Genomic DNA, 26,009 nt, shown 5'->3' on the forward strand with positions numbered 1-26,009 from the left:
ATCAGGCGAAGTAACTCAGAACAGTATTAATGACCGTTTTCTGATTGATATCCGTCAGGTTATAGAAGATTGGCAGGCGAACCAGGCGCTCACTCTCTTGGGTGGTAAAGCGATCTTCACCCGCCATACGGCCAAACTCCTCACCCGCCGGACAGCCGTGCAGTGGGATGTAGTGGAAGACCGCCATAATTCCGGCTTCTTTTAGGAAGCTGATAAATTTAGAGCGATCGTCGATGTCGCGCAGTTTGATGTAAAACATGTGCGCATTTTGTTCCATATCGGCTGGGATCACCGGCAAATCAATGCGCCCCGCATCAGCCAGCGGCTTGAAAGCATGGTAATAGCTATGCCACAGCGCCAGACGGCGTTCGTTAATTTGTTGCGCCGCTTCCAATTGGCCCCACAGGTAAGCGGCCTGTAAATCAGACATCAAATAGCTGGAGCCAATATCACGCCAGGTATATTTGTCTACCTGACCACGGAAGAACTGGCTGCGGTTGGTGCCTTTTTCGCGGATAACTTCTGCACGATCAATCAGTGATGGATCATTGATCAGTGTCGCGCCGCCTTCACCGCCTGCGGTGTAGTTCTTGGTTTCATGGAAGCTGAAACAGCCAATATGTCCAATAGTGCCCAGCGCTTTGCCTTTGTAAGTCGACATCACACCTTGAGCGGCATCTTCGACCACAAACAGATTATGCTTTTTCGCCAGCGCCATAATGGTATCCATCTCGCAGGCAACACCCGCGTAATGCACTGGCACGATCACTTTAGTTTTATCGGTAATCGCCGCTTCAATCTTGGTTTCATCGATATTCATGGTATCTGGACGGATATCAACAAACACCATTTTCGCCCCACGCAGCACAAAGGCATTGGCGGTCGAAACGAAAGTGAAGCTTGGCATGATGATCTCATCGCCGGGCTTGATATCCAGCAATAAGGCGGCCATCTCCAGCGAGGCGGTGCAAGAAGGTGTCAGTAAAACTTTCGGGCAAGCAAAATGCTGCTCCATCCACTGCTGACAGCGGTGGGTAAATCCACCATCACCACATAATTTGCCACTGGCCATCGCGGCCTGCATATAACCCAGTTCAGTACCCACTACCGGTGGAGCGTTAAATGGAATCATTTTATCCCCTGCATAACCAATACGCGGTGCTCTCAATCGAAGCACCACTGCGAATATAAAGACGCAAAGCAGCAATATTGCTCATCTGCGTGGCCACCCGTAACCGCGGTAACCCGTGACTATGGCACCACTGCTTTGCCGCCAACATTAATGATGTGCCGATACCTTTACCCTGCGAATCAGGGAATACCCCTAACAGGCCGATACGTGCGCTGCCATCTTGCAGATCCCGTAACGTCACAAACCCCGCCGGCTGCCCTAACGAATTCATCACCAATAAGCATTGATGGTCGAAGGTGCCCAATACCGCCTTTTCAGCCCACAATGCATAAAACCGCCCGCTGTCTTGTGGGTCATACCAAGGTGCGCGAAAGCGGCTTAATGCAAAAGTGCTGGCGGCGACACTGCGCAACAGCGGAATATCCGCAGCAGTGGCGACCCTAGGTTTACCCTCTGCCTCAGATGAAGCATTTTCCGTGCCAATCCCAGTGTTGATATCCACGGCCAGTGACAGATCGACCTCCCCCTCAACTAATTTGAAGCCGAGTTGACCAAGGGAATCAATGAGATCAAGGCGATGGGTGGGCACTTTAGCTTGGGTAAGGGTATAAGCCTCCAACTCAGCCGGATTAAGTTGCGGGGCTGAGTCGGAAAAAATCAGTTTTGCACTGTGGCGCTGGAAAAATTCACTCTCCCAGGCCAGTGGCTCAATACTGGCGTGGACGGGCATGTAACAGATCCAACAAATATTTGCCGTAACCCGTTTTGGCTAGCGCGGTTGCTGCGCGTCTTACGCCGTCATCATCCAGCCAACCATTGCGCCATGAGATCTCCTCCAGACAGGCGATTTTGAAACCTTGCCGTTTTTCAACGGTTTGCACAAAGGTGCTGGCTTCAATCAAACTGTCATGGGTGCCGGTGTCCAACCAGGCGAAACCACGGCCTAGCAGCTCCACCGTTAGCTCACCGCGCTCCAGATACATCTGGTTGATGCTGGTAATTTCCAGCTCACCACGGGAGGAGGGCTTCACCTGCCTGGCGAAATCAACCACCTGATTATCATAGAAATATAGCCCAGTTACCGCCCAATTAGATTTTGGTTGGCTCGGCTTCTCTTCGATAGATAGAGCGCGGAAGTTGTCATCAAACTCCACCACACCAAAACGTTCTGGGTCCATAACCTGATAGCCGAACACTGTCGCTCCGTGCTCACGGGCCGCCACGGCTTTCAGTTTCGGGCTAAAGCCTTGACCAAAATAGATATTATCGCCCAGCACCAAGCAGCAAGGTTCATTACCGATAAACTCTTCGCCGATAATAAATGCCTGTGCCAACCCATCTGGGCTTGGTTGTGCGGCATAACTCAGATTAATACCAAACTCGTCGCCATTACCCAGCAAGCGCTGGAACGACGGCAGATCTTCTGGCGTAGAGATGATCAGGACATCACGGATACCGGCCAGCATCAGCACTGACAACGGATAATAGATCATCGGCTTATCATAAACCGGAAGCAGTTGCTTAGAGACGCCACGGGTGATGGGGTGCAATCGGGTGCCAGAGCCACCAGCGAGAATTATGCCTTTCATACGATCTCCTGAAACATACCATCTGCTGAAACCATCAGGCAGACGTTATACATAGGCAAAACATCATGCAAATGATTGAATGACGTCATCCCAATGATAAATAGACTCGAATTTACCCTAAGTCACCCAGGCGCTCACCGGCGTAGGAACCATCCTGAACACGACGCCACCAAGACTCATTGTTCAAATACCACAATACGGTTTTGCGGATACCACTTTCGAAGGTCTCCTGTGGCCGCCAGCCCAGCTCTCGCTCAATCTTACCTGCATCAATGGCATAGCGCATATCGTGGCCCGGCCTATCTTTGACGAAGGTTATCAAGTCACGGTAGTGAGCAATACCCGCAGGTTTTGCTGGCACCAGTTCATCCAGCAGTGCACAAATGGTCTCAACCACTTCAATATTTCTGCGTTCATTATGACCGCCGATATTGTAAGTTTCACCCACCACACCTTCTGTCACGACCTGATACAGCGCCCGCGCGTGGTCTTCGACATACAGCCAGTCACGGACTTGCGCGCCATTGCCATACACCGGTAGCGGTTTGCCTGCCAGCGCATTCAAAATCACCAGCGGGATCAATTTCTCAGGGAAATGATATGGGCCGTAGTTATTTGAACAGTTGGTCACCAGCGTCGGTAAACCATAGGTTCGTAACCAGGCGCGGACTAAATGGTCGCTGGATGCCTTAGATGCCGAATAGGGACTGCTTGGCGCATAGGGGGTAGTTTCGGTAAACAGATCGTCGGTGCCATGCAGATCGCCATACACTTCATCCGTTGAGATGTGGTGGAAACGAAATGCCAGTTTGGCCTCAGCACTGAGTTGCTGCCAGTAGTGACGCGCCGCCTCTAACAGGGTGTAAGTGCCCACCACGTTAGTTTCGATAAAGGCCGCCGGCCCATCAATGGAGCGGTCAACATGGCTTTCAGCCGCCAGATGCATCACTACATCCGGCTGATACTGGGCAAAAACGCGGTCTAACTCAGCGCGATCACAAATATCGACCTGCTCAAAGGCATAGCGCTCACTTTTTGCGACCACCGCCAGTGACTCCAGATTACCGGCGTAGGTGAGTTTATCCACCACCACCACGCTATCTGAAGTGCCATCGATAATATGTCTTACCACCGCAGAGCCGATAAAACCGGCCCCGCCTGTGACTAGAATACGTCTCAACGCCATACTCCTTTGGTGTCCACAATCCACGCTTGCTTCACATCTTCAGGTTTGATCGCCTTGAACTGGCTGTGATCAACTAACATCACCAGCACATCAGCCTGCTGCAATGCCGTGGCGGTATCTTTCAGGGTCACGTGGCCAACCAGTGATTTTGGCAGTTGCTCAACATTAGGTTCAACCACCAAGGTTTCGCCAGAGTGCCATTCAGCGATTAAATGGGCAATTTCAACCGCTGGGCTTTCGCGCAGATCGTCGATATTTGGCTTAAAGGCCAAACCAAAACAGGCAATTTTCACTTCAGACGCACGTTTGTCCGTCGCGGCCAGACAATCTGCAACAGCGGCTTTCACGCGGTCAACCACCCACAGCGGTTTGCCATCATTCACCAGACGTGCAGTGTGAATCAGGCGCGCCAACTCTGGATTCTGAGAAACGATAAACCATGGGTCAACCGCGATACAGTGACCACCAACGCCCGGGCCGGGTTGCAGGATATTGACGCGCGGATGACGATTCGCCAGACGAATCAGCTCCCACACATTGATGCCCTGCGCGTCACAAATCAGTGACAGCTCATTAGCAAAAGCGATGTTAACGTCGCGGAAGCTGTTTTCAGTCAGCTTGCACATTTCAGCGGTGCGGGAGTTGGTCACCACACATTCGCCTTCCAAAAAGATTTTGTACAACTCACTGGCGCGAGCTGAACATTTTGGCGTCATACCACCAATCACACGGTCGTTCTGAATCAGCTCAACCATCACCTGACCCGGCAACACGCGCTCCGGGCAGTAGGCAACATTAATGTCGGCCTCTTCACCGGCGTTTTGTGGGAAGCTCAAATCTGGGCGAGCTTCAGCCAGCCATTGGGCCATTTGTTCTGTAGCGCCCACTGGCGATGTGGATTCCAGAATGACCAGGTCACCCTTTTTCAGTACCGGTGCGATAGATTTAGCGGCAGATTCAACATAAACCATATCTGGGTCATGATCGCCTTTAAAAGGTGTCGGCACGGCAATAAGAAACGCATCTGCGGCCAGTGGCTTGGTCACCGCCTGAAGGTAGCCCCCTTCAACCGCAATTTTCACCACTTTGTCTAAATCGGGTTCGACAATATGGATCGCGCCGCGATTGATGGTTTCAACAGCATGGGCGTTGACATCAACACCAATCACTCTCTTCTTGCGCGAGGCGAAAGCCGCAGCGGTTGGCAGACCAATATACCCAAGACCGATAACAGAAATAGTTTCAAAACTCATAGCGTCACCTGATGATTCTTTAAAGCTTCAAGGATGCGTTGACAGGCATGCCCGTCACCGTAAGGATTATGTGCCCGGGTCATCTGATGATAGGCAGACTCATCAGTCAGCAAGCGGGTCACTGCATCGACTATCTTATTAATATTAGTGCCCACCAACAGAACCGTACCGGAATCTACAGCTTCCGGACGTTCGGTGGTATCCCGCATAACCAATACCGGCTTACCTAATGAAGGTGCCTCTTCCTGAATACCGCCAGAATCTGTCAAGATCAGGTAGGCATGATTCATCAGGTAAACGAATGGCAGGTAATCTTGCGGGTCGATCAGAATGATATTATCAATCCCTTTCAGGATGCGGTTGACCGGCTCACTGACGTTAGGGTTGAGATGCACCGGATAAACCACCTGCACTTCTGGGTGTTTACGGGCAATTTCCGCTAGCGCGCTGCAAATCCGCTCAAAACCACCACCAAAACTCTCGCGGCGATGACCTGTAACCAGAATCATCTTTTTACTGGTATCGAGGAATGGGTAACGTTGCGCCAGGCTGGCCCGTAGTTCTGGATTATTCATCACCCGATCACGGACCCAGAACAGCGCGTCGATCACTGTATTGCCGGTCACGAAAATGCGGCTCTCTGGTACCATTTCACGTAACAGATTTTGCCGCGAATTCTCCGTCGGCGCAAAATGGTACATGGCAAGGTGGCCCGTCAGTTGACGGTTGGCCTCTTCCGGCCACGGAGAGTAGAGATTTCCAGTGCGCAAACCCGCTTCGACATGGCCGACAGGAATGCGATGATAAAACGCAGCGAGACTGGTCGACAGTGTCGTGGTGGTATCACCATGAACTAAGATCACATCTGGCTTAAACTCAGCCAGCACCGGCTTTAAACCCTCCAAAATGCGGCAGGTTATTTCCGTCAATCCCTGTCCCGGCTTCATGATATTCAAATCATAGTCCGGCTGAATCTCGAATAAACGCAGCACCTGATCCAACATCTCACGATGCTGAGCCGTCACGCAAACTCGCGATTCAAAGGCTTCGTCCTGAGCCAAAGCATGCACCAGAGGAGCCATTTTAATGGCTTCAGGCCGGGTGCCAAAAACAGTCAACACTTTCACAGTGAATCTCTTTAAGGTCAGTTAGCCGCAGACAACGCCTGCAAGTTGGACGCACAATGCGCCCATTAACGATTTATACGCTTCTTACCTGACGTCGCAATATGACTTTTTTTGTCAGTCTGCGACGCCAATTTATTAGGGTCTAAACAACTTATTTAGCATCTAAGCCACTTATTTAGAATCTAAGCCACAGAGCCAATTACGGTTGTGTGCTGGTGCGACGAACCAATACCACACCGGCCCCGACCAATGCCCCAATCGCGCCCCACATAATCAGCAGGAACACACGGCGCGGACTATCACGAGTCACCGGATCTTCCGGGGTACGTAAGTAGCGGTAAGTTTGGAATGTTTTATCCAGTGTTGGCCCCACATTCAATGTGGCCAGCATGGCACGGTTCTGATCGTAATCAATATCAAAACTAGGGCCGGTCGCCTCTAATGTCTCCAGGCGAGCTTCGAGCATGGGCTTGCCTAACATAAACATTTTGGAGTCTGGCAACTGCTCAGCGGGGGTATCCGTTTGATTACGGTTAATCCCTTGCTGGCTGGCGACTTTCAATGCTTGTTTCACCGCAGCAACTTCACGATCAAACACCGCTTGTGCCACCGCCTCCTGCCGTTTGACTTGTGCTTTCATTGATTGAGTACGAACAGCCCATGCCCCCTCAATCTCGTCATTCAAATGGCGGGCCGCACGTTGGCTGGCAAAATCAATGTAACTGCGAAGTAATTTATTGGAATCTGTCGCGGTTTCTGCCGTTAGCTTAATGCTGTCGTTAAGCATTTTTTTATCATCACGGGGAGTGAAAACAATATTATTCACCAGCTCATCCAGTAATGCCGCGTCTGCTTTGGCATCACCTTCTAACCGCTGCTTGTAGTAATCACTTTGCAGCCAGAAGTCACGACGGGTGTCGTAGGCCGCTAACTGGGTGATAAACTCGCTGTAGGCCTCATCAGAAATCCCCGGCTGCTCACTGGCAACACCGCTATTAATCCGGGTATCCAGGTTACGCAAAAATTGCTGCTGAGAATAAAAACCGCCCAGATTATTGACTGTTGGTCTGTCAGTAATGGCCGTAGCACTCCACTGCTGTTTCACCAGATAGGAGACACCCACCGCAAGTGCAGCGAAAAGAATGGCCATACCGATAATCCACACCTTGCCACGCCAAAGCGTACGGCACAGGCTACGGATATCTAATTCGTTATCCACAGTAGGCTCATTATGGGTAGATCCTGTTTTATCCGACGACATAGATTCTGATTTCATCACTGCCTAAAAGCCTCTGATTAAGATTCATGCTTATTTTGCGATGCACGACGCATCCGGCGCTTCATACGCTTGATAAAACGCGCCACTCGCCATGCCCGTTTGATGCAGTAGCCGTACAACAGAAATGCAAGCAAGAATAATGCCAACATAACCCATTCAGGGATAAATGTTAGCCGTTCGCCGATTACACCTATCGCCGCTAATAGCGCCGCAGCCAGAGTGATTAAGACAAAAGCCTGCCGCGAGGTAAAACCCGCACGCATAATTAAGTGATGGATATGCTGACGGTCTGGGGAGAATGGGCTCATCCCTTTACGTAAGCGCCGATACATGATGGCTATCATATCCATCAATGGGATGGCGATAATCCATAATGCAGTAACCGGATTAATCGGGTGTGAGTTCCCTTGTGTCGTTTGCAGCAGCATCCAAATCGCCGTGAAACCAATCAAGGTGCTACCAGCATCGCCCATAAAGACTTTATAGCGACGCCCTAACAGCCCGAGGTTAAGCAAGATATATGGCAAGATCGCGGCAATCATGGCGAAACACCATAACGCCAATGCCATCTGTCCGCTTTGATAGAGCAAAATACCCATCGCGCCGAAAGAGACACAGGAGAGGCCGCCGAGCAAGCCATCGATGCCATCCACCATATTGAAAGCATTGATTGCCGCCCATACTGCGAACAGCGTCACGACATAGCCGAAAGGCCCTAATACCATCTCCCATGGGCCAAAAGTGTGCCCCAGGCTGCGTAAATAAAGCCCGCCGATCGCCATCATGGCAATGCCAACCAGTGCCTGAACAAAGGCTCGGATTTTTACGCTGATATCAAACCGATCATCTAGCGCGCCGATGAATACCAATAAGCCGGCGCAGCCAAGATATAAACGGAAATGGGGGATCTGCTGATTGGTGATCAGAAAAGTAAAGCAAATACCCGCAAACACAGATATTCCACCCACTAATGGGATTAACCCTTGGTGGCGTTTACGATAATTAGGTTTATCGACTAATCCAATTCTCTTGGCAACCTTGCGAGCAACAAATAAAAATGCCAGAGAAAACAGGAAGATAACAAATATTTCAGTACTCATAGTGAGTAAGTTCACGTTTAACCGCTCTCTGCAAATAGATACAACAGCTTAGCATGTAGGTTGGCGCAAACCATGCCTTAGCCACGCTTTCAGTTATTTCTGAATATGATGACAGCCTTGCTTGTTATTCCCAACTCTATTTTTGGTATTTTCTCGCTGGTAGTGAGAATAAATACCAAAATAACCGTTAGTTCGATCTTGCGATCGACTCAATGAATAGCAAACCCGAGTATCCTATATTCCAAAAGCAAAAAACGCCACGACTGAGCGTGGCGTTTTGACTAATTCCGATAAACTTACGAACGTCTCATATTATCGAAAAACTGATCGTTAGTTTTTGCTGTTGCCAGCTTGCTGATGAGGAACTCCATCGCATCGATTTCACCCATTGGATGAAGGATTCGGCGCAAGATCCACATTTTTTGCAGCTCTTCAGTGGTTGTCAACAGCTCTTCTTTACGTGTACCAGAGCGGTTGAAATCAATGGCTGGGAAGACACGTTTTTCCGCAATTTTGCGGGACAGGTGCAATTCCATGTTGCCGGTACCTTTGAACTCTTCATAGATAACTTCATCCATTTTAGAGCCGGTATCAACCAACGCGGTAGCAATGATGGTCAGGCTTCCGCCCTCTTCAACATTACGTGCAGCACCAAAGAAACGTTTTGGACGATGTAAGGCATTCGCGTCCACACCCCCGGTCAGTACTTTGCCTGAAGCAGGTACGACGGTGTTATAGGCGCGAGCTAAACGGGTAATGGAGTCCAGCAGAATGATAACGTCTTTTTTGTGCTCAACCAGACGTTTTGCTTTTTCAATTACCATTTCAGCGACTTGAACGTGACGGGATGCCGGTTCATCAAAGGTAGAAGCAATGACTTCGCCTTTAACCAGACGTTGCATCTCGGTCACTTCTTCCGGACGCTCGTCAATCAGCAATACCATCAATACGCAATCAGGGTGGTTGTAAGCGATGCTGGTCGCAATATTCTGCAACAGCATGGTTTTACCCGCTTTAGGCGGTGCCACAATCAGACCACGTTGACCGCGACCGATTGGCGATGCCAAATCCAGTACACGGGCAGTTAAATCCTCCGTCGAACCATTACCACGTTCCATGCGCAGACGAGAGTTGGCATGTAATGGGGTTAAGTTTTCGAACAGAATTTTGTTACGGGCGTTTTCCGGTTTGTCATAGTTAACTTCGTTAACTTTCAACAATGCAAAATAACGCTCACCCTCTTTAGGCGGACGAATCTTACCGGCAACGGTATCACCAGTACGGAGGTTGAAACGGCGAATTTGGCTTGGGGATACATAGATGTCGTCGGGACCGGCGAGGTAGGAGCTGTCTGCAGAGCGGAGGAAACCAAATCCATCCTGCAATATCTCCAACACACCGTCACCGAAGATATCTTCTCCACTTTTCGCGTGCTGCTTAAGAATAGAGAAAATAATATCTTGTTTACGCATCCGGGCCAGGTTTTCCAGCCCCATATTTTCGCCAAGTGTTATCAGATCAGAAACCGGCGTGTTCTTTAATTCGGTAAGATTCATAATGGTGGGTTCTTAAACTCGGGGTATGTCTCGAACTATGGTCGTGAATGGTATGGCAGCGTCATCCGTGCCTGTTTAATGGGCATTCAATCACCGGCCTTAGGCAAACTACGTAAGTCATCACTTACGCGAGATTTGCGCGACACTACGGTAAAAAGATTGAAGGTGCCTTCGACTGATTTTGTAAAGCCGTTAGACTGTCAAAAAACTGATTGAGTTCATAATCATTCTCAACACACATTATTTCGACATAGAGTAAAACTTTAGATTTAAACTTTTTAGATGCTACAGACTATTTATTAGATACTAAAGAATAAGCTAGATGCTACAAACCTGGACTCTGTACACAGGAATGTTTTATGCGCAGTAGAGTAAACTTAACACGCTTCTTTGCAGGCGTCTAGCGGTCAATGTGAGAAATCACCGCCACCACTAAACTCGCCGGAGTCCTTGACGCCACAGTGAGGTTAGCAGCGCTCAATCACCCGAATCACTGACCTGAGTCAGCTCATCGGGCTTTGTTCGTTTGCAGCCTTGCTACAGCGCCAATGACTTGGGTTGTACAGGCGGCTAATTACAGATTTGCATCCAAGAATGCTTTTAACTGGCCTTTAGACAATGCACCCACCTTGGTGGCAACCACTTCACCATCACGGAACAACAACAATGTTGGGATACCACGAATACCATATTTAGGTGCCGTGCCCTGATTGTCATCAATATTCAGTTTAGTGATGGTTAGTCTGCCTTCGTACTCTTCAGCAATTTCATCCAAAATCGGAGCAATCATCTTGCACGGACCACACCATTCAGCCCAGAAATCGACCAGAACCAGGCCGCTGGCTTTTAGCACGTCAGTGTCGAAGCTTTCGTCACTCAGGTGAATAATTTTATCGCTCATGTTCTACTCCAAAGGATTGTGTCTACCTCGTTGGTGTAGCATTAACCAACAATAGGATTGACTTTATTTCACCGGATACGCTTTCGTAAAGCAATAGTTAGCTGATATTCTACCACACTATGAGCAAAACACACTTGACCGAACAGAAGTTTTCCGACTTCGCCCTGCACCCGCTAGTTATTCAAGCCCTTGAAAATAAAGGATTTGAGTATTGCACGCCGATCCAGGCGCTAGCATTGCCACTCACTCTCTCCGGGCGTGATGTAGCGGGTCAGGCGCAAACAGGAACCGGCAAGACGCTGGCTTTCTTAGCGTCTACTTTCCATTATTTGCTTTCTAACCCCGCACAAGAGGGTCGCCAGACTAATCAACCACGCGCTTTGATTATGGCACCAACGCGTGAATTGGCTGTGCAAATTCACTCCGATGCAGAATCACTTTCCCAGATAACCGGGCTGAAATTAGGGCTGGCTTATGGTGGTGATGGCTACGACAAACAGCTTAAAGTGCTGGAGAGTGGCGTTGATATTCTGATCGGGACAACTGGCCGTTTAATCGATTACGCTAAACAAAATTATATTAACCTCGGGGCGATTCAGGTTGTGGTCTTGGATGAAGCGGATCGTATGTACGATTTGGGCTTTATCAAAGATATCCGCTGGCTGTTCCGCCGTATGCCTTCCGTTGATAAGCGTTTAAACATGCTGTTCTCTGCCACCCTCTCGTACCGTGTACGTGAATTGGCCTTCGAACAGATGAACAATGCAGAATATGTTGAAGTGGAACCGTTACAAAAAACGGGCCACCGCATTCAGGAAGAGCTGTTCTACCCTTCAAATGAAGAAAAAATGCGTCTGCTTCAGACGTTGATTGAAGAAGAGTGGCCAGACCGCTGCATTATTTTTGCCAATACCAAACATCGTTGCGAAGAGATCTGGGGCCATCTGGCTGCTGACGGCCATCGTGTCGGTTTGCTGACCGGTGATGTCGCTCAGAAAAAACGCCTGCGGATTTTGGAAGATTTCACCAAAGGTGATTTGGATATTCTGGTTGCGACTGACGTTGCCGCTCGTGGTCTACACATTCCACTGGTGACCCATGTCTTCAACTATGACCTGCCCGACGATTGCGAAGACTATGTTCACCGCATTGGTCGTACTGGTCGTGCTGGCGAAAGTGGTCACTCCATCAGCCTGGCATGTGAAGAGTACGCGTTAAACTTACCGGCTATCGAGACTTACACCGGTCATAGCATTCCGGTCAGCAAATATAATAGTGATGCGCTATTAACAGATTTGCCGGCGCCAAAACGTCTGGCCCGTACCCGTACTGGGAATGGCCCACGCCGTAACTCTGCCCCACGTCGTAGTGGTGCACCACGGAATAATAACCGTAAGCGACCGAGCTGATAAAACGATGCTAAGTTCCACCTCGCTTTATGCTGCCATCGATCTTGGCTCCAACAGTTTTCATATGTTGGTGGTACGTGAGGTGGCAGGGAGTATCCAGACACTGGCCCGCATCAAACGGAAAGTCCGTCTGGCGGCGGGTCTGGATAGCCAGAATCACTTATCACAAGACGCGATGGAACGCGGCTGGCAATGCTTGAAGCTCTTCTCCGAGCGTTTACAGGACATTCCTCGGGATCAGATCCGCGTGGTCGCCACGGCTACCCTGCGTCTGGCCACTAACGCTGAAGAGTTCCTGCAAACGGCAATCGAGATCCTCGGCTGCCCTATTCAGGTCATCAGCGGCGAGGAAGAAGCTCGGCTGATTTATCACGGGGTAGCACATACTACCGGTGGGCCAGAGCAGCGTCTGGTGGTCGATATTGGCGGTGGCAGCACAGAGCTGGTGACTGGCAATGGCGCACAAGCGAATGTTTTAGTTAGTTTATCAATGGGTTGCGTCACCTGGCTAGAGCGCTATTTCGGTGACCGCAATCTGGCAAAAGAGAATTTTGAACGCGCTGAACTGGCCGCACATGAGATGATCAAACCGGTCGCGGCGCGCTTTCGTGAGCATGGCTGGCAAATTTGTGTCGGTGCTTCGGGCACGGTACAGGCCCTGCAAGAGATCATGGTCGCCCAAGGCATGGATGAGCTGATCACCTTACCCAAATTGCAGCAACTCAAGCAAAGAGCCATTCAGTGCGGCAAATTGGAAGAGTTGGAGATCCCCGGCCTAACACTGGAGCGGGCGCTGGTTTTCCCCAGTGGATTATCTATCTTGATCGCGATATTCCAAGAGTTGGCGATTGAAAGTATGACGCTGGCGGGCGGCGCACTGCGCGAAGGGCTGGTCTACGGTATGCTTCATTTACCGGTGGAACAGGATATTCGCAGCCGCACCATCCGAAATTTGCAGCGCCGCTATATACTCGACACCGAGCAAGCCAAGCGGGTGAGCAAACTGGCCGATAACTTTTTGCTACAGGTAGAAAAAGAGTGGCATCTCGACCGCCGATGTCGGGAGTTATTGCAAAATACCTGTTTGATTCATGAAATTGGCCTTAGCGTCGATTTTAAGCGCGCTCCCCAACATGCGGCTTACCTGATTCGCAATCTGGATCTCCCCGGTTTTACCCCTGCGCAAAAGTTACTGCTCTCTGCGCTGCTACAAAATCAGTGTGATACCCTCGATTTAACCCTGTTGAATCAGCAAAATGCCTTGCCGGTAGATATGGCACAGCACCTGTGTCGTTTGCTGCGTCTGGCGATTATTTTTGCCAGCCGTCGGCGAGACGATACACTGCCTGCAATCAGATTGTCGGCCAAGGGTGAAGCACTCTATGTGCTGCTACCTCAGGGCTGGCTGCAACAGCACCCCTATCGAGCGGAAGCGCTGGAACAAGAGAGTCATTGGCAAAGCTATGTCCAGTGGCCTCTCTTCCTCGAAGAGTTTAACTAATTTTTTTGCTGTTGGGCGGCTGCAGTCGCCCCTCTCACTCTCTCCTCTCCCTAGCTCTTCTAAGTGACCTCTCCACAAAACCATCAGTTTGTGATCGCCTTCAGTTTAAAAAAGAAACATTGTGTGTATTTTTATAAAACAGCGTTTCTTTATGGTAAGGGATCACAATGCGATTACAGTTTCAACGCCCACATACCGCCGGTATGCTGGTGATGATGTCTAGTCTGATGGTCTGCGCCCCTCTGGCAATGGCCGCTAAATCAAGTCACCACGATGCTCCTCAGCAGCTGCAAGTACCCACTCTCGCTTATGACGAGAGCAGTATTGTGCTGGTATGGAAAGCCCCGGAAGAGACCGGGAAAATTGTGGATTATCAGATTTACTCTGCGGGCAAATTGCTGGGCAAAGCCAGTGATAACAATGATAAATTCTCCCCCGCCAAGCCCTATATCGACCACTTCTATGCTAACGATAAAGAGGATTTTCAGCATAAAATTGTGCTACAGAACTTCACTGTTGATGGCTTAAAACCCAATACTCGCTATCAGTTTACGGTCAAAGCCCAATACGCCGATGGATCGTTATCTGCCGCCAGCAACCCGATTAATGCAAAAACCAGTGTTAAGCCACAGATTGTGAATGTGCGCGACTTTGGTGCTATCGACGATGGCAAGACATTGAATACCAAGGCTATCCAGCAAGCCATTGATAGCTGTAAGCCGGGTTGTCGGGTCGAGATCCCTTCCGGCACTTACAAAAGCGGCGCACTGTGGCTGAAAAGTGATATGACCCTCAATCTGCAAGCTGGGGCAACACTGCTCGGTTCGGAAAATCCTGATGATTATCCCGCTGGCTACCGCCTCTACCCTTACTCCACGATTGAGCGCCCAGCATCACTGATCAATGCCATCGACCCCAATCACAGCAAGCCCGGCACTTTCCGCAATATCCGCATTACCGGTTCGGGGGTCATTGACGGCAATGGCTGGCAAAGAGCCAAAACCACTGAAATTACCGATGAGTTAGGCCGCCCACTACCGCAATATGTGGCAAGCAAAAACAGTAAAGTGCATGAAGATGGCATTCTGGCGAAGAATCAGGTTGAGAAGGCTGTTTCCGACGGTATGGATTTAAAAAATGCCTACGGTCAACGCCGCTCAAGCCTGATGACACTGCGCGGGGTAGAAAATGTCTATCTGGCGGGCTTCACCGTGCGTAACCCCGCTTTCCACGGCATTATGAATCTGGAAAACCACAATGTGGTGGCGAACGGCTTAATCCATCAAACCTATGATGCTAATAATGGGGATGGAATTGAGTTTGGTAATAGCCAGAATGTGATGGTGTTTAATAACTTTTTTGATACCGGTGATGATTGCATCAACTTTGCTGCCGGCACTGGGGAAAAAGCGCAACAACAAGAGCCAATGAAAGGTGCATGGCTATTCAACAACTACTTCCGGATGGGACACGGTGCCATTGTTACCGGCAGCCATACCGGTGCTTGGATTGAGGATATTCTGGCTGAGAATAATGTGATGTACCTGACTGACATCGGCCTGCGCGCTAAGAGCACTAGCACCATTGGTGGCGGTGCGCGTAATGTCACGTTCCGCAATAATGCGATGCGTGATTTGGCGAAACAAGTGATGGTGATGACATTGGATTATGCCGACAGCAATGCCAACATCGACTATCCACCGGCCAAGGTTCCGGCTCAATTCTATGATTTCACATTAAAAAATGTGACGGTGGATAACACCACCGGCAAGAGTGCGTCAATTGAGATCAAAGGGGATACAGCAAATCAAGCATGGCACCGTTTAGTGCACGTCAATAATGTACAGTTAAAACAGGTTGCCCCAACCGCCATTAGCGACTTACGTGACAGTGAATTTAACAAGGTTACCTTCACCGAGCTACGTGGTGAGACGCCATGGCATTTCAGCGAGGTGAAAAACGTCACTGTTGATGGCAAACAGGTGACTCCGTAATCAAGCAATAAATGGGCAGTACATCGCCCATTACTGTTTTTTGGCGTTAGCTAACTGAGCACGAATATTGGCCAGATGACTCTGGCCTTTTTGCATCCGCTCCTGTGGGCTAACCACCTGGCGCTCATTGTCCCACTTCAAATCATCCTGCGGTAACTCCATCAGGAAGCGGCTCGGTTCCGGGCGAATCAGCTCACCATACTGCCGCCGCTCTTTGCAGAGGGTAAAGAACAGCTCACGCTGAGCGCGGGTGATCCCCACATACGCTAACCGCCGCTCCTCATCAACATTATCTTCGTCGATGCTACTTTGGTGCGGCAACAACCCCTCCTCCATGCCCACTAAGAACACATAAGGGAATTCCAGCCCTTTGGAAGCATGCAGGGTCATTAATTGCACTTGATCCAGCTCGCCGTCACTCTCCCCCCGCTCCATCATGTCGCGTAGGGTAAAGCGCGTCACCACCTGTGTCAGCGACATCGGCTCATTCAGCTCAGACCCCTCCAACATTTCGGTCATCCAGCTGAAGAGTAGATTGACGTTCTTCATTCGCATTTCTGCGGCCTTCGGGCTAGGCGAGGTTTCGAACAGCCAGCTCTCGTAATCAATACCGTGGATCAGATCCCGCACTGCCGCCACCGGCTCGCGTTCAACTAGCCGGATAATAGCTTCCATCCAGTGGGTAAACCGCTGCAATGACTCCAGACCCCGACCTTTTAGATGCTCGCCCAACCCCAAATCGAAGCTGGCGCGAAATAGGCTTTTATCACGCACCTTTGCCCATTCACCCAGTTTTTGGATGGTCGCCGATCCTATCTCACGTTTTGGTGTATTGACGATGCGCATAAATGCGCTGTCATCATCCTGATTAGTCAATACTCGCAAGTACGCCAGCAGATCTTTGATCTCGGGTCGCGAGAAAAACGAATCACCACCGGAGATACGATAGGGGATGCGGTTTTGCATCAGCAGCTTTTCAAACAGCCGTGACTGATGGTTACCACGATACAAAATGGCATAGTCACTGTATTGCGTCTTTTTAACAAAATGATGGGCGATAAGCTCACCAACCACGCGCTCGGCCTCATGATCTTCATTATTGGCAGTGATGACTTTTAACTCGTCACCATACTCCAGCTCAGAAAAGAGCTTCTTTTCAAAAACGTGGGGGTTATTGGCGATCAGAATATTCGCCGCTTTTAGAATCCGGCCCGAGGAGCGGTAGTTCTGCTCCAGCTTAATCACCTGCAACTGCGGGAAATCTTCATTCAGCAGCACCAGATTTTGGGGTCGCGCCCCACGCCATGAGTAGATCGATTGGTCATCATCACCCACCACGGTAAAGCGCGCCCGACTGCCCACCAGCAATTTCACCATATGATATTGGCTAGTATTGGTATCTTGGTATTCATCTACTAATAGGTAACGCAGGCGATTTTGCCAACGCTCCCGCACTGCCAGATTATTTTGCAGCAGTAACGTCGGCAGGGAGATAAGATCATCAAAGTCCAGCACATTACAAGCTTTCAAATGGGCGTCATATAAGCCATAACAGTGAACAAACAACTTATCGCGCTCGGATCGCGCCTGTGCGGCAGCGGCGGCGGGATCAAGCAGATCATTCTTCCAGTTGGAGATCTGTGATATCAGTTGTTGCAGTAAGGTTTTATCGTCTTCCAGCCACTTGTGGGTCAGATCTTTCAATAATCCCAGTTGATCCTGCGCATCAAACAGCGAGAAGTTAGACTTCATCCCCAGTGCCGCATACTCTTTTTTGATGATTTCCAGCCCCAATGTATGAAAGGTCGCAATCATCAAACCACGGGACTCTTTGCGCCCCAGTGTCTGAGAGACACGCTCTTTCATCTCACGTGCAGCTTTATTGGTAAAGGTCACCGCGGCAATATGCTTTGGCTGATAACCGCACTGGCGGATCAGATGGGCTATCTTGTTGGTGATCACCCGGGTTTTACCCGATCCCGCACCGGCCAACACCAGGCAGGGTCCGGTGACAAATTCGACGGCTTGTTGTTGGCTGGGATTTAATCGCATGGGCGCAGGATCGCTCTTGGGTTATCAGGGGAAGAGGATTGTAGCAGAAAGCAGCCGTCGACCAAGAATCGCCTGTGCTTTTGAATTGTAAAACACGCGCCACAGTGGCCCCATCACCAGAAAAATAGGCTACACTGGCGCGCTTCTAGACCCTAATGAAGATAACCTTCGTTCAAATAACATTGTGGTGATTGTGACATGGCAAACAAAGCTTCTGCGCTACACATTCTGGTAGATGATGAAAAGCAGGCAAACGATATTCTGGCACAGTTGAATAACGGTGCAGATTTCCAAGAGTTGGCGAAAAAATTCTCCAACTGCCCATCAAAACGTAATGGCGGCGATCTGGGCGAGTTCAATAAAGGGGATATGGTCCCGGCATTCGATAAAGCGGTCTTCAGCTGCGAACTGCTGCAACCTTATGGCCCGGTAAAAACTCAGTTCGGTTATCACATTATTAAAGTGCTATATCGGAACTAAGTTAGAAGTGCGCCTCCTTAATCGGCGGCGCAAATAACACCTTGTCAGAAAAGTCACTAGCACAATGACTCATAATTAATAACATAATAATATTCCCACCTATAGTTTTCGCCTGTCATTTCTATACAAGATCTTTACCTAACTATATAAAACGACCGATGAATTAATATCTAAAATATTCTACATTAATGGACTAAAATCAGCCAAAAACAAACATTACCAACAAAAACAACAAGAAAGATCTTATAAACACACTATTTTTTATTCATAAAACTCATTTAAATACAATAAGTTAAATTAAATTCACCTCCAAATTCTTAATGGTAGGAATTTTCCCACATCAATTGGTTCTCTTGTCTTATTTGCAATAACCATCACCTTCTATATTATTGTCGTCATCAAGTAAGGGATGCAGCGGAAATATAAAACCTCTGAGTCACTTTAAATGAAAAACCCTTGTGGAAAGCTGACGAATATAATCGAATAACATTCGCCATATAGTCATTCACCACTTCATCTTTATTAAGTTAAGTTCTCATTCGCAATTAGATACTCATGAGAATCTGACTTACCTTAAATTATCGTATTGGAGTTTCAAATGAATAAGATTACTTTGGCTATGGCATTATTCGCAGCATCTACAACGGCTTCAATGGCAGCAAGCAATAATACAATTACTTTCCAAGGCGAAGTCACTGCACAAACTTGTTCAGTTACTGTAAATGGTCTTGAAGCTAACCCAATGGTTTTATTGCCGACAGTATCAAGTGCTGACCTAGATACCACAGGTAAAACCGCAGGTAAAACAACCTTTACTCTGGGTGTGTCTGGTTGTGCACCAGATTCTTCTGATGTTGATATCAAAACTGTTTTCGTTGGTAATCAAGTGACCACTTCTGGTAACTTAAAAAATACCGGCACAGCGGCAAATGTTGAGCTTCAATTATTGAAAGACACAACAACAACAACAACAGGTATTGATTTGAATAGTGGTTTGCCGCAAGAAGGTATTGTATTGAAAGCAAACCAGACATCAGCAGAGCATGATTTTGCGGTTCAGTACCTTGCTACTGGGCAAGCAGCACCGGGTTCTGTGATTGCATCTGTACAATATGCGGTTTCTTACCTGTAATATCTGTACTATCGGGTGGGTGACCCACCCGATAAATGCCTACAGAGGATATACCCATCATGTTTAATACACCTAGCTATCGTTATCTGTTCGCCACTTTATTAATGTTTATGGGTATCTCTTTTGCCAACGCCAGTGTCGTCATGGGCGGCAGCCGTATTATATATTCGGCGGGTGAAAAGGAGCACAGCGTACAATTAACCAATAATGACAACTTTCCTAATGCTGTTCAGGTTTGGTTAGACAGTGGTGACGCTACATCAACTCCTGAAACGGGCAAAGCGCCATTTCTCGTCACCCCTCCCTTCTTTCGTATTGAAGCCAATGCAGGCCAGACATTACGACTGAAATATACCGGCAGTGGTCTACCAACAAATAAAGAATCTGTATTTTATCTTAATTTTTTGCAGGTGCCGCCCGTCAATAAAGCAGAGAAAAACAATAAAATGTTAGTCCTGCTACGTAACCGTATTAAAGTATTTTATCGGCCGGAAGCTATTGTTGGTAAAGTTGATCAAGTTCCCAGTGCGCTGACATTCAGTGTCCGTCAACAAGGCAGTAATGTGGTTGTCACCGGAAAAAATCCAACCGGTTTCTTTGCCACTATTGCCAGCGGTGAAGTGGTTGGGAGCGGTAAAAACCTTAAAATGAAATCAGAGATGATCCCCCCCATGTCTCAGGTTGAATGGGTTATTCCAAATTCATCAGCGCCAGCTAATCCAGTTATTAATTTTCGACTAGTGAATGATTTCGGTGGACAAGATGCCGGTACTTATCGGATTTAATTGTCACATTCCGGCAAAGGAATATTTATGGGTTTCGCACGCGTCATTCTAAAAAAGAAATTTTCCGGCCGTAAGAAAGCATTAACGTTATGTATCAGTTTAATCCTACATGTTGATACTGTTTTAGCGCAAGAGGCGTCACAAGAGCTTGAATTTGATGAATCTCTCTTTTTAGGTACAAATTTTGCCTCAGGGTTGAATCAACTGAATAAAGAGAATTCTGTTACAGCGGGAACTTACGATGCTGTAGATGTCTTGATCAATAATAAGCAGTACAAACGCACCACCATTAAATTTATTAAGAGTGCTGACTCTTCAGAGGTTTACCCCTGCCTAAGTGATGAGTTCTTGACGGCCGCAGGTATTGAATTAGTCGGTAAAGATAGTGCAACACCCAAAGAAGCCAATACTGTAGCCACAGATTCATTAGCGGCGGATACTACAGCAGATGCCCCAGAAGACACCTCAGCAGGCCAATGTGTGCCACTCGCTGAGCGGGTCAAAGGAGCTTCTTTCCACTTTGATCAGGCCAAATTGCGCTTAGAACTCTCTATTCCACAAGCTTTATTGAAAAAGCAGCCGCGCGGTTATATCGAGCGGACAGAGTGGCAAGAGGGTGAAAAACTCGCCTTCGTTAACTACAGCACCAACTTTTATCGTAGCGAAACACAAGGTCAGCAGAATAATACCTCTGATTACGGGTTTATTGGCATCAAGGGTGGCTTGAACTTAGGATTGTGGCAACTGCGCCAGCAATCAAACGTGCGCTATTCCAGCAACACGAATAGCAGCGACACACAATGGAATAATATCCGCACTTATTTGCAGCGCCCTATTCCACAATTGGATAGTCAATTAACGCTGGGCGAAACCTTCACCGACAGTACATTATTCGGCACCATGTCATTTCGTGGCGCGAAAATGGCGACTGACCAACGTATGTGGCCAGAGTCGATGCGTGGCTTTGCGCCAGAAGTCCGTGGTGTTGCCAGTACCAATGCCCGCGTGGTTATTCGCCAGAATGGGCGGGAAATATATGAAACCAACGTTGCACCCGGCCCTTTTGTTATTAACGATTTATACAGCACCACCAGCCAGGGCGATCTTAATGTTGAGGTAATAGAGGCAAATGGTAGCCGCTCAACATTTACCGTGCCATTTAGCGCGGTGCCAGATTCAATGCGTCCTGGGGTGAGCCGTTATAATGCCGTTATCGGGGAGTCACGCGATTTCACTGATATCGATAATTATTTCACCGACTTTACCTATGAGCGCGGGCTGACCAATCAATTAACAGCGAATACCGGTGTGCGCTTAGCGCAAGATTATACGGCACTGCTCGTTGGCGGGGTTATTGGCACCTCGGTAGGCGCTTTTGGCCTGAATACCACCTATTCCCACGCCAAAGTTGAAGATGACCAAACACAGGATGGCTGGCGGATGCAGGCCACCTATAGCCAGACCTTTAGTGAAACCGGGACCTCATTCTCATTAGCGGGATATCGCTACTCCACCAAAGGATATCGCGATTTAAATGATGTTTTCGGCGTGCGTTCAGTGCAAAAAAATGGCGGGACTTGGGACTCATCCACCTATCAACAGCGCAGCCAATTTACCACTACGGTCAATCAGAGTTTAGGTAATTTTGGTCAGTTGTATGCCTCTGCCTCAACCAATGATTATTATAACGATACGCAGCGAGATACACAGTTACAGTTAGGCTATTCCAATAACTATCGTGATATTAGTTATAACGTGGCAATTAGCCGCCAGCGCAGTGTTTATACCTCGACACTGTATAACTGGGATACCGACGACACCAATCCAACCACCACGGCAACACGCTATGGCAATACCGAGAATATCGCGACCTTAACTGTCTCTATTCCGCTAAATATTGGCAGTAAAAATCAATATTTATCAATGTCTGCCAGCCGTAATCCAAAAAGCGGCAATAGTTATCAGACAGCACTTTCAGGTACGGCGGGTGAACGAAATGCCTTTAACTATTCCGTCAATGCCGGTTATGACGATAGCAATTTCGGCGGCAGCTCAAATACTTGGGGGGTGAATGTGCAGCAGCAGTTCCCTAATGCGACGGTTAATGGGAACTATTCTCGCGGTAATAACTACACCCAATATGGTGCAGGTGCTCGCGGTGCCGCAGTAATTCATAGCCAGGGTCTGACACTGGGGCCTTATTTGGGTGAGACATTTGGCTTAATTGAGGCAGAGGGTGCTCAAGGGGCCGCCGTGCGTAATGCGCAAGGGTCGAGAGTTGATAGTAACGGTTTTGCCCTGGTGCCTTCGTTAACACCTTATAATTACAATACGATCGGTTTAGATACCAAAGGCATTAACCGCAACACTGAACTGAAAGAGAATCAGGGCCGCGTCGTTCCTTATGCTGGGGCCGCAGTAAAAGTGAAATTTGAAACACTGACCGGTTATGCGGTGCTGATTCAGACTCAAACTGCCGGGGATGACGGGTTACCGCTAGGTGCCGATGTCTATAACAGCAAAGATGAACTGGTCGGTATGGTAGGTCAGGGCAATCAGATCTATGCACGGGTGCAAGACAAAAAGGGTTCACTCTTTGTTCGCTGGGGTGAAAACAGCAGCGACCAGTGCGAATTGCCTTATGCATTTGACTCTAAAGAGACTGAGCAAGATATTATTCATTTAACAGGCAGTTGCCGCCGTTAACGATGTGAGAAAAATAATGTTAAGACCAACAGCGCCATTAATATCTTACGAAGTTTCGCGGCCATCAACCGCTGCCTGTTATCGTCGCCCGCGCCTGCTGTCCGGGGTATTACTGCTAATAGGATTATGCAGTACCTCTGCGTGGTCAGCCTGTACCAAAATTACGGCACAAAACCAGCTAACTGCGGGTGATGGTACAGCCAGTTCCTGGGCTGGCTCAACGGATACCAACAATGGATCCCTCGGCTTACCGGGCATTATTGACCTCAGCACCAATGCTAACTTTCAGCCGGATGGCACCTTATTGGCGGCAGCAACCTCTAACTTTACCACTTTTGCCCTGAATACTGGCTATGACCCCGAGCGGGTGCTCTTCCGCTGTGCGGCGGCAGATGTTGATCAACTGTTCGAGATGTATGCAACTAACGGGGATAATGATTTTGCTGGCAAGAATGAAGATGGTGCTATTGCCGGCAATGTTCCCTCTGGTTTTGCCACCTATGTCCGCAATGTTGTTATCAGGCTTACCAATCTCTCCACTGGTGAGTATTACTCTCGCCTATGGAAAGGCCGCCGCTTAACCGACCTTGATACTGACAGCACTGGGCGTATTTTAGTCAAAGCCAAAAATTTCAGTAATCTGTATACCGAACTGTTTCGCGTTGATTATGTCCGCACCAGTACTAATAATGCAGCCTCTTATACCTATGCTTACACCCAACCGAATGCCTATATCGCCTTTAAAGGGCCAGGCATCACTGGCCCGGTTGAAGGAACTGACTCACTAACAAACTGGCCAGGTTGGTATGGCACCTGGCCGGCCTCCATTGGGTTGTACAACTATGTCACTTTCCGCCGAACCACGATCTGTGCAGTCACCCATTTTACCCCGACTGTGGTCTTACCCCGAATTTCGGTGGCAGAACTCAATACCGGGCATACCAGCGCCGCTGATTTTAATGTCGATTTTCAGTGTCAGACTGGCGTGACCTCAGGCGTGACGGCAGGTACGGTGGCAATGGGCTTTTTAGTGCCCGCCGCCAATGTCGCAAAAGCGCAAACATTGGGATTAATTAACGCCAGCGGGGGCGTCAGCCACTTAGTGTCGGATAATTATGGTGCAGCTGGTATGGCAAATGGGGTCGGCATCCGCATCTACCGTAACAATAACCCAATGAATCTACTATCAAAAGATGTCACCCAAACAGGTAATAGTGGTGGCTGGTATGGCATCTTCCAGGGCGCACAACAACAGACGGGTAGTGTGGCTGGAGGGAATAGCTACACTGAGAACTTTCGGGCTGAATTAAGCAAAATCAGCGGGCAAACTGTGACGGCGGGAGCAGTAAATGCACATGCGCAAGTGGTTATTCGTGTCCAATAATGTGCTTTTCAAAAGCATAAATAGCGGGATCAGCAGCTTGCTACTGTTGCTGATATTGGTCAGCAGTGCACCCACGATGGCGAGTGTGATTGCAGAAAGAACACGGGTTATCTTCAGCGAAGGGAGCACGGAAGAGTCACTGCAACTGGTGAACAGCAACAGCTATCCGGTGGCAGTGCAGGTTTGGGTGGATGATGGCAATTTGATGGCGACACCGGAGAAAGCAATTTCGCCGGTATTAGTGTTGCCGCCGATATTTCGGCTACAACCGCAGGCACAACGCAGTTTGCGATTAATTCTATCAGGTGCCAGTAAATTACCGATGGATAGAGAATCCGCATTTTGGCTCAACGTTTACGAAATTCCGCCTAAATCAACCACCAAAGTTGAGGATGAATCTTTCGTCACGCTAGCCCTGCGTATGCAGTACAAAGTATTTAATCGCCCTAAGGGCATACCCGCGCCGGGGGACACTCTAGCTAAAGCATTAACTTTTACTTTAGCGCGTAGTGGCGATACATCCCTGATTAAAGTGAATAACCCGACCCCCTATTTTGCGTCATTGGCCTCACTGAAATTAGGCTCGGCGGAAGCCTTACCAGATATGGTGGCCCCCTTCTCAACACTCGACTTTCCACTCAATCACTCGCCAACGGCTGGCAGCGCAACTCTCAATTTTGTCTTAATCGATGATTTGGGTAATAGTCAGGCCCTAAGCAGCAATCTAAAATAGAGAAAAAGAGTCGGGAGGGGGTTCAGAATATCGGACGATTATTACTTAATAATTGATCCTACCATTTTCGGCTCGCCATATATTGGTGAGCCAATCCTTAGAGATCATAACTTAAGTTAACCCCATTAATTTATGCTCTTTTTTTCGTCCATAAAGTCAATCACCTCATCCAATCGCCCTTTACAGATCTGTAGTTCTCGTTTTAATACCAAGGCGTAAATTCCGCCATCCCCCCAACTAACACCAGTAAATGCTGGTATTTCACAAGTTATTAATGCTGACTCTGGTGGAGATAATCGAATAACCTCGGCAACTTTTGGTGTCAGTGAATTACTCTTGCAAGAGGTTAATAATAGAGTCAGGCATGTGTTGAACAGCGCAAGGATCACCCATTGCTTCAGCCTGAAACTGCCTGACTTTCTCCTCATTTTCATTGCGAATCACCCTCTCACTCTCTAATTGACGGGTAATGGCTACGCGATTGGCACTATTATTTTCCTGATAAGCATCGATAATATGACCCAATGCAACGTTCATTGCCCGCTCTGTCGCTAACTCTTTTTCTCTTTTCTCTACCTGTTTAGAAAGGTTATGCCAATGAACAAACTGCATCAGAGAAAAGGCTACTAATACGGTTATAATCCCACCGACTATTTTATAAGGCATAGCACCCCTGTTATTTCATTAGTGATATATGGATAGTCATATTT

The 26,009-nt window shown here is 48.5% G+C and carries 21 protein-coding genes; 9 read left to right on the forward strand and 12 right to left on the reverse strand.

What is annotated here, in order from left to right:
• Position 1 precedes the first annotated feature (1 nt).
• The 10 genes from rffA to trxA form a co-directional block, all read right to left on the reverse strand.
• On the reverse strand, positions 2 to 1,132 hold the full coding sequence (rffA, locus tag FFE93_RS20160; protein ID WP_049602581.1) for a dTDP-4-amino-4,6-dideoxygalactose transaminase: 1,131 nt from the start codon (positions 1,130 to 1,132) through the stop codon (positions 2 to 4).
• A gap of 1 nt (position 1,133) precedes the next feature.
• Positions 1,134 to 1,862 (reverse strand): dTDP-4-amino-4,6-dideoxy-D-galactose acyltransferase, encoded by a 729-nt coding sequence (rffC, locus tag FFE93_RS20165; RefSeq protein WP_032898178.1) that lies wholly within the window; start codon positions 1,860 to 1,862, stop codon positions 1,134 to 1,136.
• A complete protein-coding gene (gene rfbA, locus FFE93_RS20170) occupies positions 1,840 to 2,721 on the reverse strand; it encodes a glucose-1-phosphate thymidylyltransferase RfbA (protein WP_138775875.1) in 882 nt (293 codons plus the stop codon). The genes rffC and rfbA overlap by 23 nt, the downstream gene beginning before the upstream one ends.
• A 112-nt stretch (positions 2,722 to 2,833) precedes the next feature.
• Positions 2,834 to 3,907: a dTDP-glucose 4,6-dehydratase gene (gene rffG, locus FFE93_RS20175; RefSeq protein ID WP_172666429.1), complete on the reverse strand. Its 1,074-nt coding sequence runs from the start codon at positions 3,905 to 3,907 to the stop codon at positions 2,834 to 2,836.
• Positions 3,898 to 5,160, reverse strand: a complete 1,263-nt coding sequence (gene wecC, locus FFE93_RS20180; protein WP_138775877.1) for a UDP-N-acetyl-D-mannosamine dehydrogenase — start codon at positions 5,158 to 5,160, stop codon at positions 3,898 to 3,900. Before wecC ends, rffG begins: the two co-directional genes overlap by 10 nt.
• Complete coding sequence (wecB, locus tag FFE93_RS20185; protein WP_005275700.1) at positions 5,157 to 6,287, reverse strand: non-hydrolyzing UDP-N-acetylglucosamine 2-epimerase; 1,131 nt, start codon at positions 6,285 to 6,287, stop codon at positions 5,157 to 5,159. The genes wecC and wecB overlap by 4 nt, the downstream gene beginning before the upstream one ends.
• Positions 6,288 to 6,486: 199 nt before the next feature.
• On the reverse strand, positions 6,487 to 7,563 hold the full coding sequence (gene wzzE, locus FFE93_RS20190; protein WP_071984913.1) for an ECA polysaccharide chain length modulation protein: 1,077 nt from the start codon (positions 7,561 to 7,563) through the stop codon (positions 6,487 to 6,489).
• 20 nt (positions 7,564 to 7,583) lie between these two features.
• Complete coding sequence (wecA, locus tag FFE93_RS20195) at positions 7,584 to 8,681, reverse strand: UDP-N-acetylglucosamine--undecaprenyl-phosphate N-acetylglucosaminephosphotransferase (RefSeq protein WP_005275704.1); 1,098 nt, start codon at positions 8,679 to 8,681, stop codon at positions 7,584 to 7,586.
• Between the two features lie 281 nt (positions 8,682 to 8,962).
• Complete coding sequence (gene rho / locus FFE93_RS20200; RefSeq protein WP_004704159.1) at positions 8,963 to 10,222, reverse strand: transcription termination factor Rho; 1,260 nt, start codon at positions 10,220 to 10,222, stop codon at positions 8,963 to 8,965.
• Between the two features lie 574 nt (positions 10,223 to 10,796).
• Complete coding sequence (gene trxA / locus FFE93_RS20205) at positions 10,797 to 11,123, reverse strand: thioredoxin TrxA (protein WP_004877077.1); 327 nt, start codon at positions 11,121 to 11,123, stop codon at positions 10,797 to 10,799.
• Positions 11,124 to 11,242: 119 nt separating this feature from the next.
• Here trxA and rhlB point away from each other — a divergent pair, with 119 nt between their 5' ends.
• The 3 genes from rhlB (at position 11,243) to FFE93_RS20220 (ending at position 16,027) form a co-directional block, all read left to right on the forward strand.
• Positions 11,243 to 12,532 (forward strand): ATP-dependent RNA helicase RhlB, encoded by a 1,290-nt coding sequence (gene rhlB / locus FFE93_RS20210; protein WP_005275706.1) that lies wholly within the window; start codon positions 11,243 to 11,245, stop codon positions 12,530 to 12,532.
• Positions 12,533 to 12,539: 7 nt separating this feature from the next.
• Positions 12,540 to 14,033, forward strand: coding sequence for a guanosine-5'-triphosphate,3'-diphosphate diphosphatase (gene gppA / locus FFE93_RS20215; RefSeq protein WP_005275709.1), 1,494 nt, complete (start codon positions 12,540 to 12,542; stop codon positions 14,031 to 14,033).
• Between the two features lie 167 nt (positions 14,034 to 14,200).
• Entirely contained in the window at positions 14,201 to 16,027 is a 1,827-nt protein-coding gene (locus FFE93_RS20220) for a glycosyl hydrolase family 28 protein (protein WP_138775879.1), read from the forward strand.
• A 30-nt stretch (positions 16,028 to 16,057) separates the two neighbouring features.
• On the opposite strand, the gene rep is transcribed toward FFE93_RS20220, so the two are convergent.
• A complete protein-coding gene (gene rep / locus FFE93_RS20225; RefSeq protein ID WP_005275716.1) occupies positions 16,058 to 18,079 on the reverse strand; it encodes a DNA helicase Rep in 2,022 nt (673 codons plus the stop codon).
• A gap of 198 nt (positions 18,080 to 18,277) precedes the next feature.
• On the opposite strand from rep, the gene ppiC reads away from it, so the two are divergent.
• The 6 genes from ppiC to FFE93_RS20255 all read left to right on the forward strand — a co-directional run bounded on the left by ppiC (position 18,278) and on the right by FFE93_RS20255 (position 25,299).
• Complete coding sequence (gene ppiC / locus FFE93_RS20230) at positions 18,278 to 18,559, forward strand: peptidylprolyl isomerase PpiC (RefSeq protein WP_005275718.1); 282 nt, start codon at positions 18,278 to 18,280, stop codon at positions 18,557 to 18,559.
• Between the two features lie 598 nt (positions 18,560 to 19,157).
• Positions 19,158 to 19,691, forward strand: a complete 534-nt coding sequence (locus FFE93_RS20235) for a fimbrial protein (protein ID WP_138775881.1) — start codon at positions 19,158 to 19,160, stop codon at positions 19,689 to 19,691.
• A gap of 59 nt (positions 19,692 to 19,750) precedes the next feature.
• The gene (locus FFE93_RS20240; RefSeq protein WP_049602576.1) at positions 19,751 to 20,476 is read left to right on the forward strand and encodes a molecular chaperone; all 726 of its coding nucleotides are present in this window, start codon (positions 19,751 to 19,753) and stop codon (positions 20,474 to 20,476) included.
• A 27-nt stretch (positions 20,477 to 20,503) separates the two neighbouring features.
• Complete coding sequence (locus tag FFE93_RS20245) at positions 20,504 to 23,182, forward strand: fimbria/pilus outer membrane usher protein (RefSeq protein WP_138775883.1); 2,679 nt, start codon at positions 20,504 to 20,506, stop codon at positions 23,180 to 23,182.
• A 16-nt stretch (positions 23,183 to 23,198) separates the two neighbouring features.
• Positions 23,199 to 24,566 (forward strand): fimbrial usher protein StbD, encoded by a 1,368-nt coding sequence (gene stbD / locus FFE93_RS20250; protein ID WP_138775885.1) that lies wholly within the window; start codon positions 23,199 to 23,201, stop codon positions 24,564 to 24,566.
• Positions 24,532 to 25,299, forward strand: coding sequence for a molecular chaperone (locus FFE93_RS20255; protein WP_138775887.1), 768 nt, complete (start codon positions 24,532 to 24,534; stop codon positions 25,297 to 25,299). The genes stbD and FFE93_RS20255 overlap by 35 nt, the downstream gene beginning before the upstream one ends.
• A gap of 330 nt (positions 25,300 to 25,629) precedes the next feature.
• Here the strand turns inward: FFE93_RS20255 and FFE93_RS20265 are convergent, their stop codons facing one another.
• Positions 25,630 to 25,965 carry a DUF2570 domain-containing protein gene (locus FFE93_RS20265; RefSeq protein ID WP_049602573.1) on the reverse strand — a complete coding sequence of 112 codons (336 nt, stop codon included), beginning with the start codon at positions 25,963 to 25,965 and terminating at the stop codon, positions 25,630 to 25,632.
• Positions 25,966 to 26,009: the final 44 nt, after the last annotated feature.

Source organism: Yersinia sp. KBS0713 (assembly GCF_005937895.2).
Classification (GTDB): domain Bacteria; phylum Pseudomonadota; class Gammaproteobacteria; order Enterobacterales; family Enterobacteriaceae; genus Yersinia; species Yersinia bercovieri.

Excerpts from the sequence above, each read along its gene's own strand:
- rffA (WP_049602581.1), bottom strand. The coding sequence starts at position 1,132 with ATGATTCCATTTAACGCTCCACCGGTAGTGGGTACTGAACTGGGTTAT.
- rffC (WP_032898178.1), bottom strand. The coding sequence starts at position 1,862 with ATGCCCGTCCACGCCAGTATTGAGCCACTGGCCTGGGAGAGTGAATTT.
- rfbA (WP_138775875.1), bottom strand. The coding sequence starts at position 2,721 with ATGAAAGGCATAATTCTCGCTGGTGGCTCTGGCACCCGATTGCACCCC.
- rffG (WP_172666429.1), bottom strand. The coding sequence starts at position 3,907 with ATGGCGTTGAGACGTATTCTAGTCACAGGCGGGGCCGGTTTTATCGGC.
- wecC (WP_138775877.1), bottom strand. The coding sequence starts at position 5,160 with ATGAGTTTTGAAACTATTTCTGTTATCGGTCTTGGGTATATTGGTCTG.
- wzzE (WP_071984913.1), bottom strand. The coding sequence starts at position 7,563 with ATGAAATCAGAATCTATGTCGTCGGATAAAACAGGATCTACCCATAAT.
- rho (WP_004704159.1), bottom strand. The coding sequence starts at position 10,222 with ATGAATCTTACCGAATTAAAGAACACGCCGGTTTCTGATCTGATAACA.
- trxA (WP_004877077.1), bottom strand. The coding sequence starts at position 11,123 with ATGAGCGATAAAATTATTCACCTGAGTGACGAAAGCTTCGACACTGAC.
- rhlB (WP_005275706.1), top strand. The coding sequence starts at position 11,243 with ATGAGCAAAACACACTTGACCGAACAGAAGTTTTCCGACTTCGCCCTG.
- gppA (WP_005275709.1), top strand. The coding sequence starts at position 12,540 with ATGCTAAGTTCCACCTCGCTTTATGCTGCCATCGATCTTGGCTCCAAC.
- FFE93_RS20220 (WP_138775879.1), top strand. The coding sequence starts at position 14,201 with ATGCGATTACAGTTTCAACGCCCACATACCGCCGGTATGCTGGTGATG.
- rep (WP_005275716.1), bottom strand. The coding sequence starts at position 18,079 with ATGCGATTAAATCCCAGCCAACAACAAGCCGTCGAATTTGTCACCGGA.
- ppiC (WP_005275718.1), top strand. The coding sequence starts at position 18,278 with ATGGCAAACAAAGCTTCTGCGCTACACATTCTGGTAGATGATGAAAAG.
- FFE93_RS20235 (WP_138775881.1), top strand. The coding sequence starts at position 19,158 with ATGAATAAGATTACTTTGGCTATGGCATTATTCGCAGCATCTACAACG.
- FFE93_RS20240 (WP_049602576.1), top strand. The coding sequence starts at position 19,751 with ATGTTTAATACACCTAGCTATCGTTATCTGTTCGCCACTTTATTAATG.
- FFE93_RS20245 (WP_138775883.1), top strand. The coding sequence starts at position 20,504 with ATGGGTTTCGCACGCGTCATTCTAAAAAAGAAATTTTCCGGCCGTAAG.
- stbD (WP_138775885.1), top strand. The coding sequence starts at position 23,199 with ATGTTAAGACCAACAGCGCCATTAATATCTTACGAAGTTTCGCGGCCA.
- FFE93_RS20255 (WP_138775887.1), top strand. The coding sequence starts at position 24,532 with ATGCACATGCGCAAGTGGTTATTCGTGTCCAATAATGTGCTTTTCAAA.
- FFE93_RS20265 (WP_049602573.1), bottom strand. The coding sequence starts at position 25,965 with ATGCCTTATAAAATAGTCGGTGGGATTATAACCGTATTAGTAGCCTTT.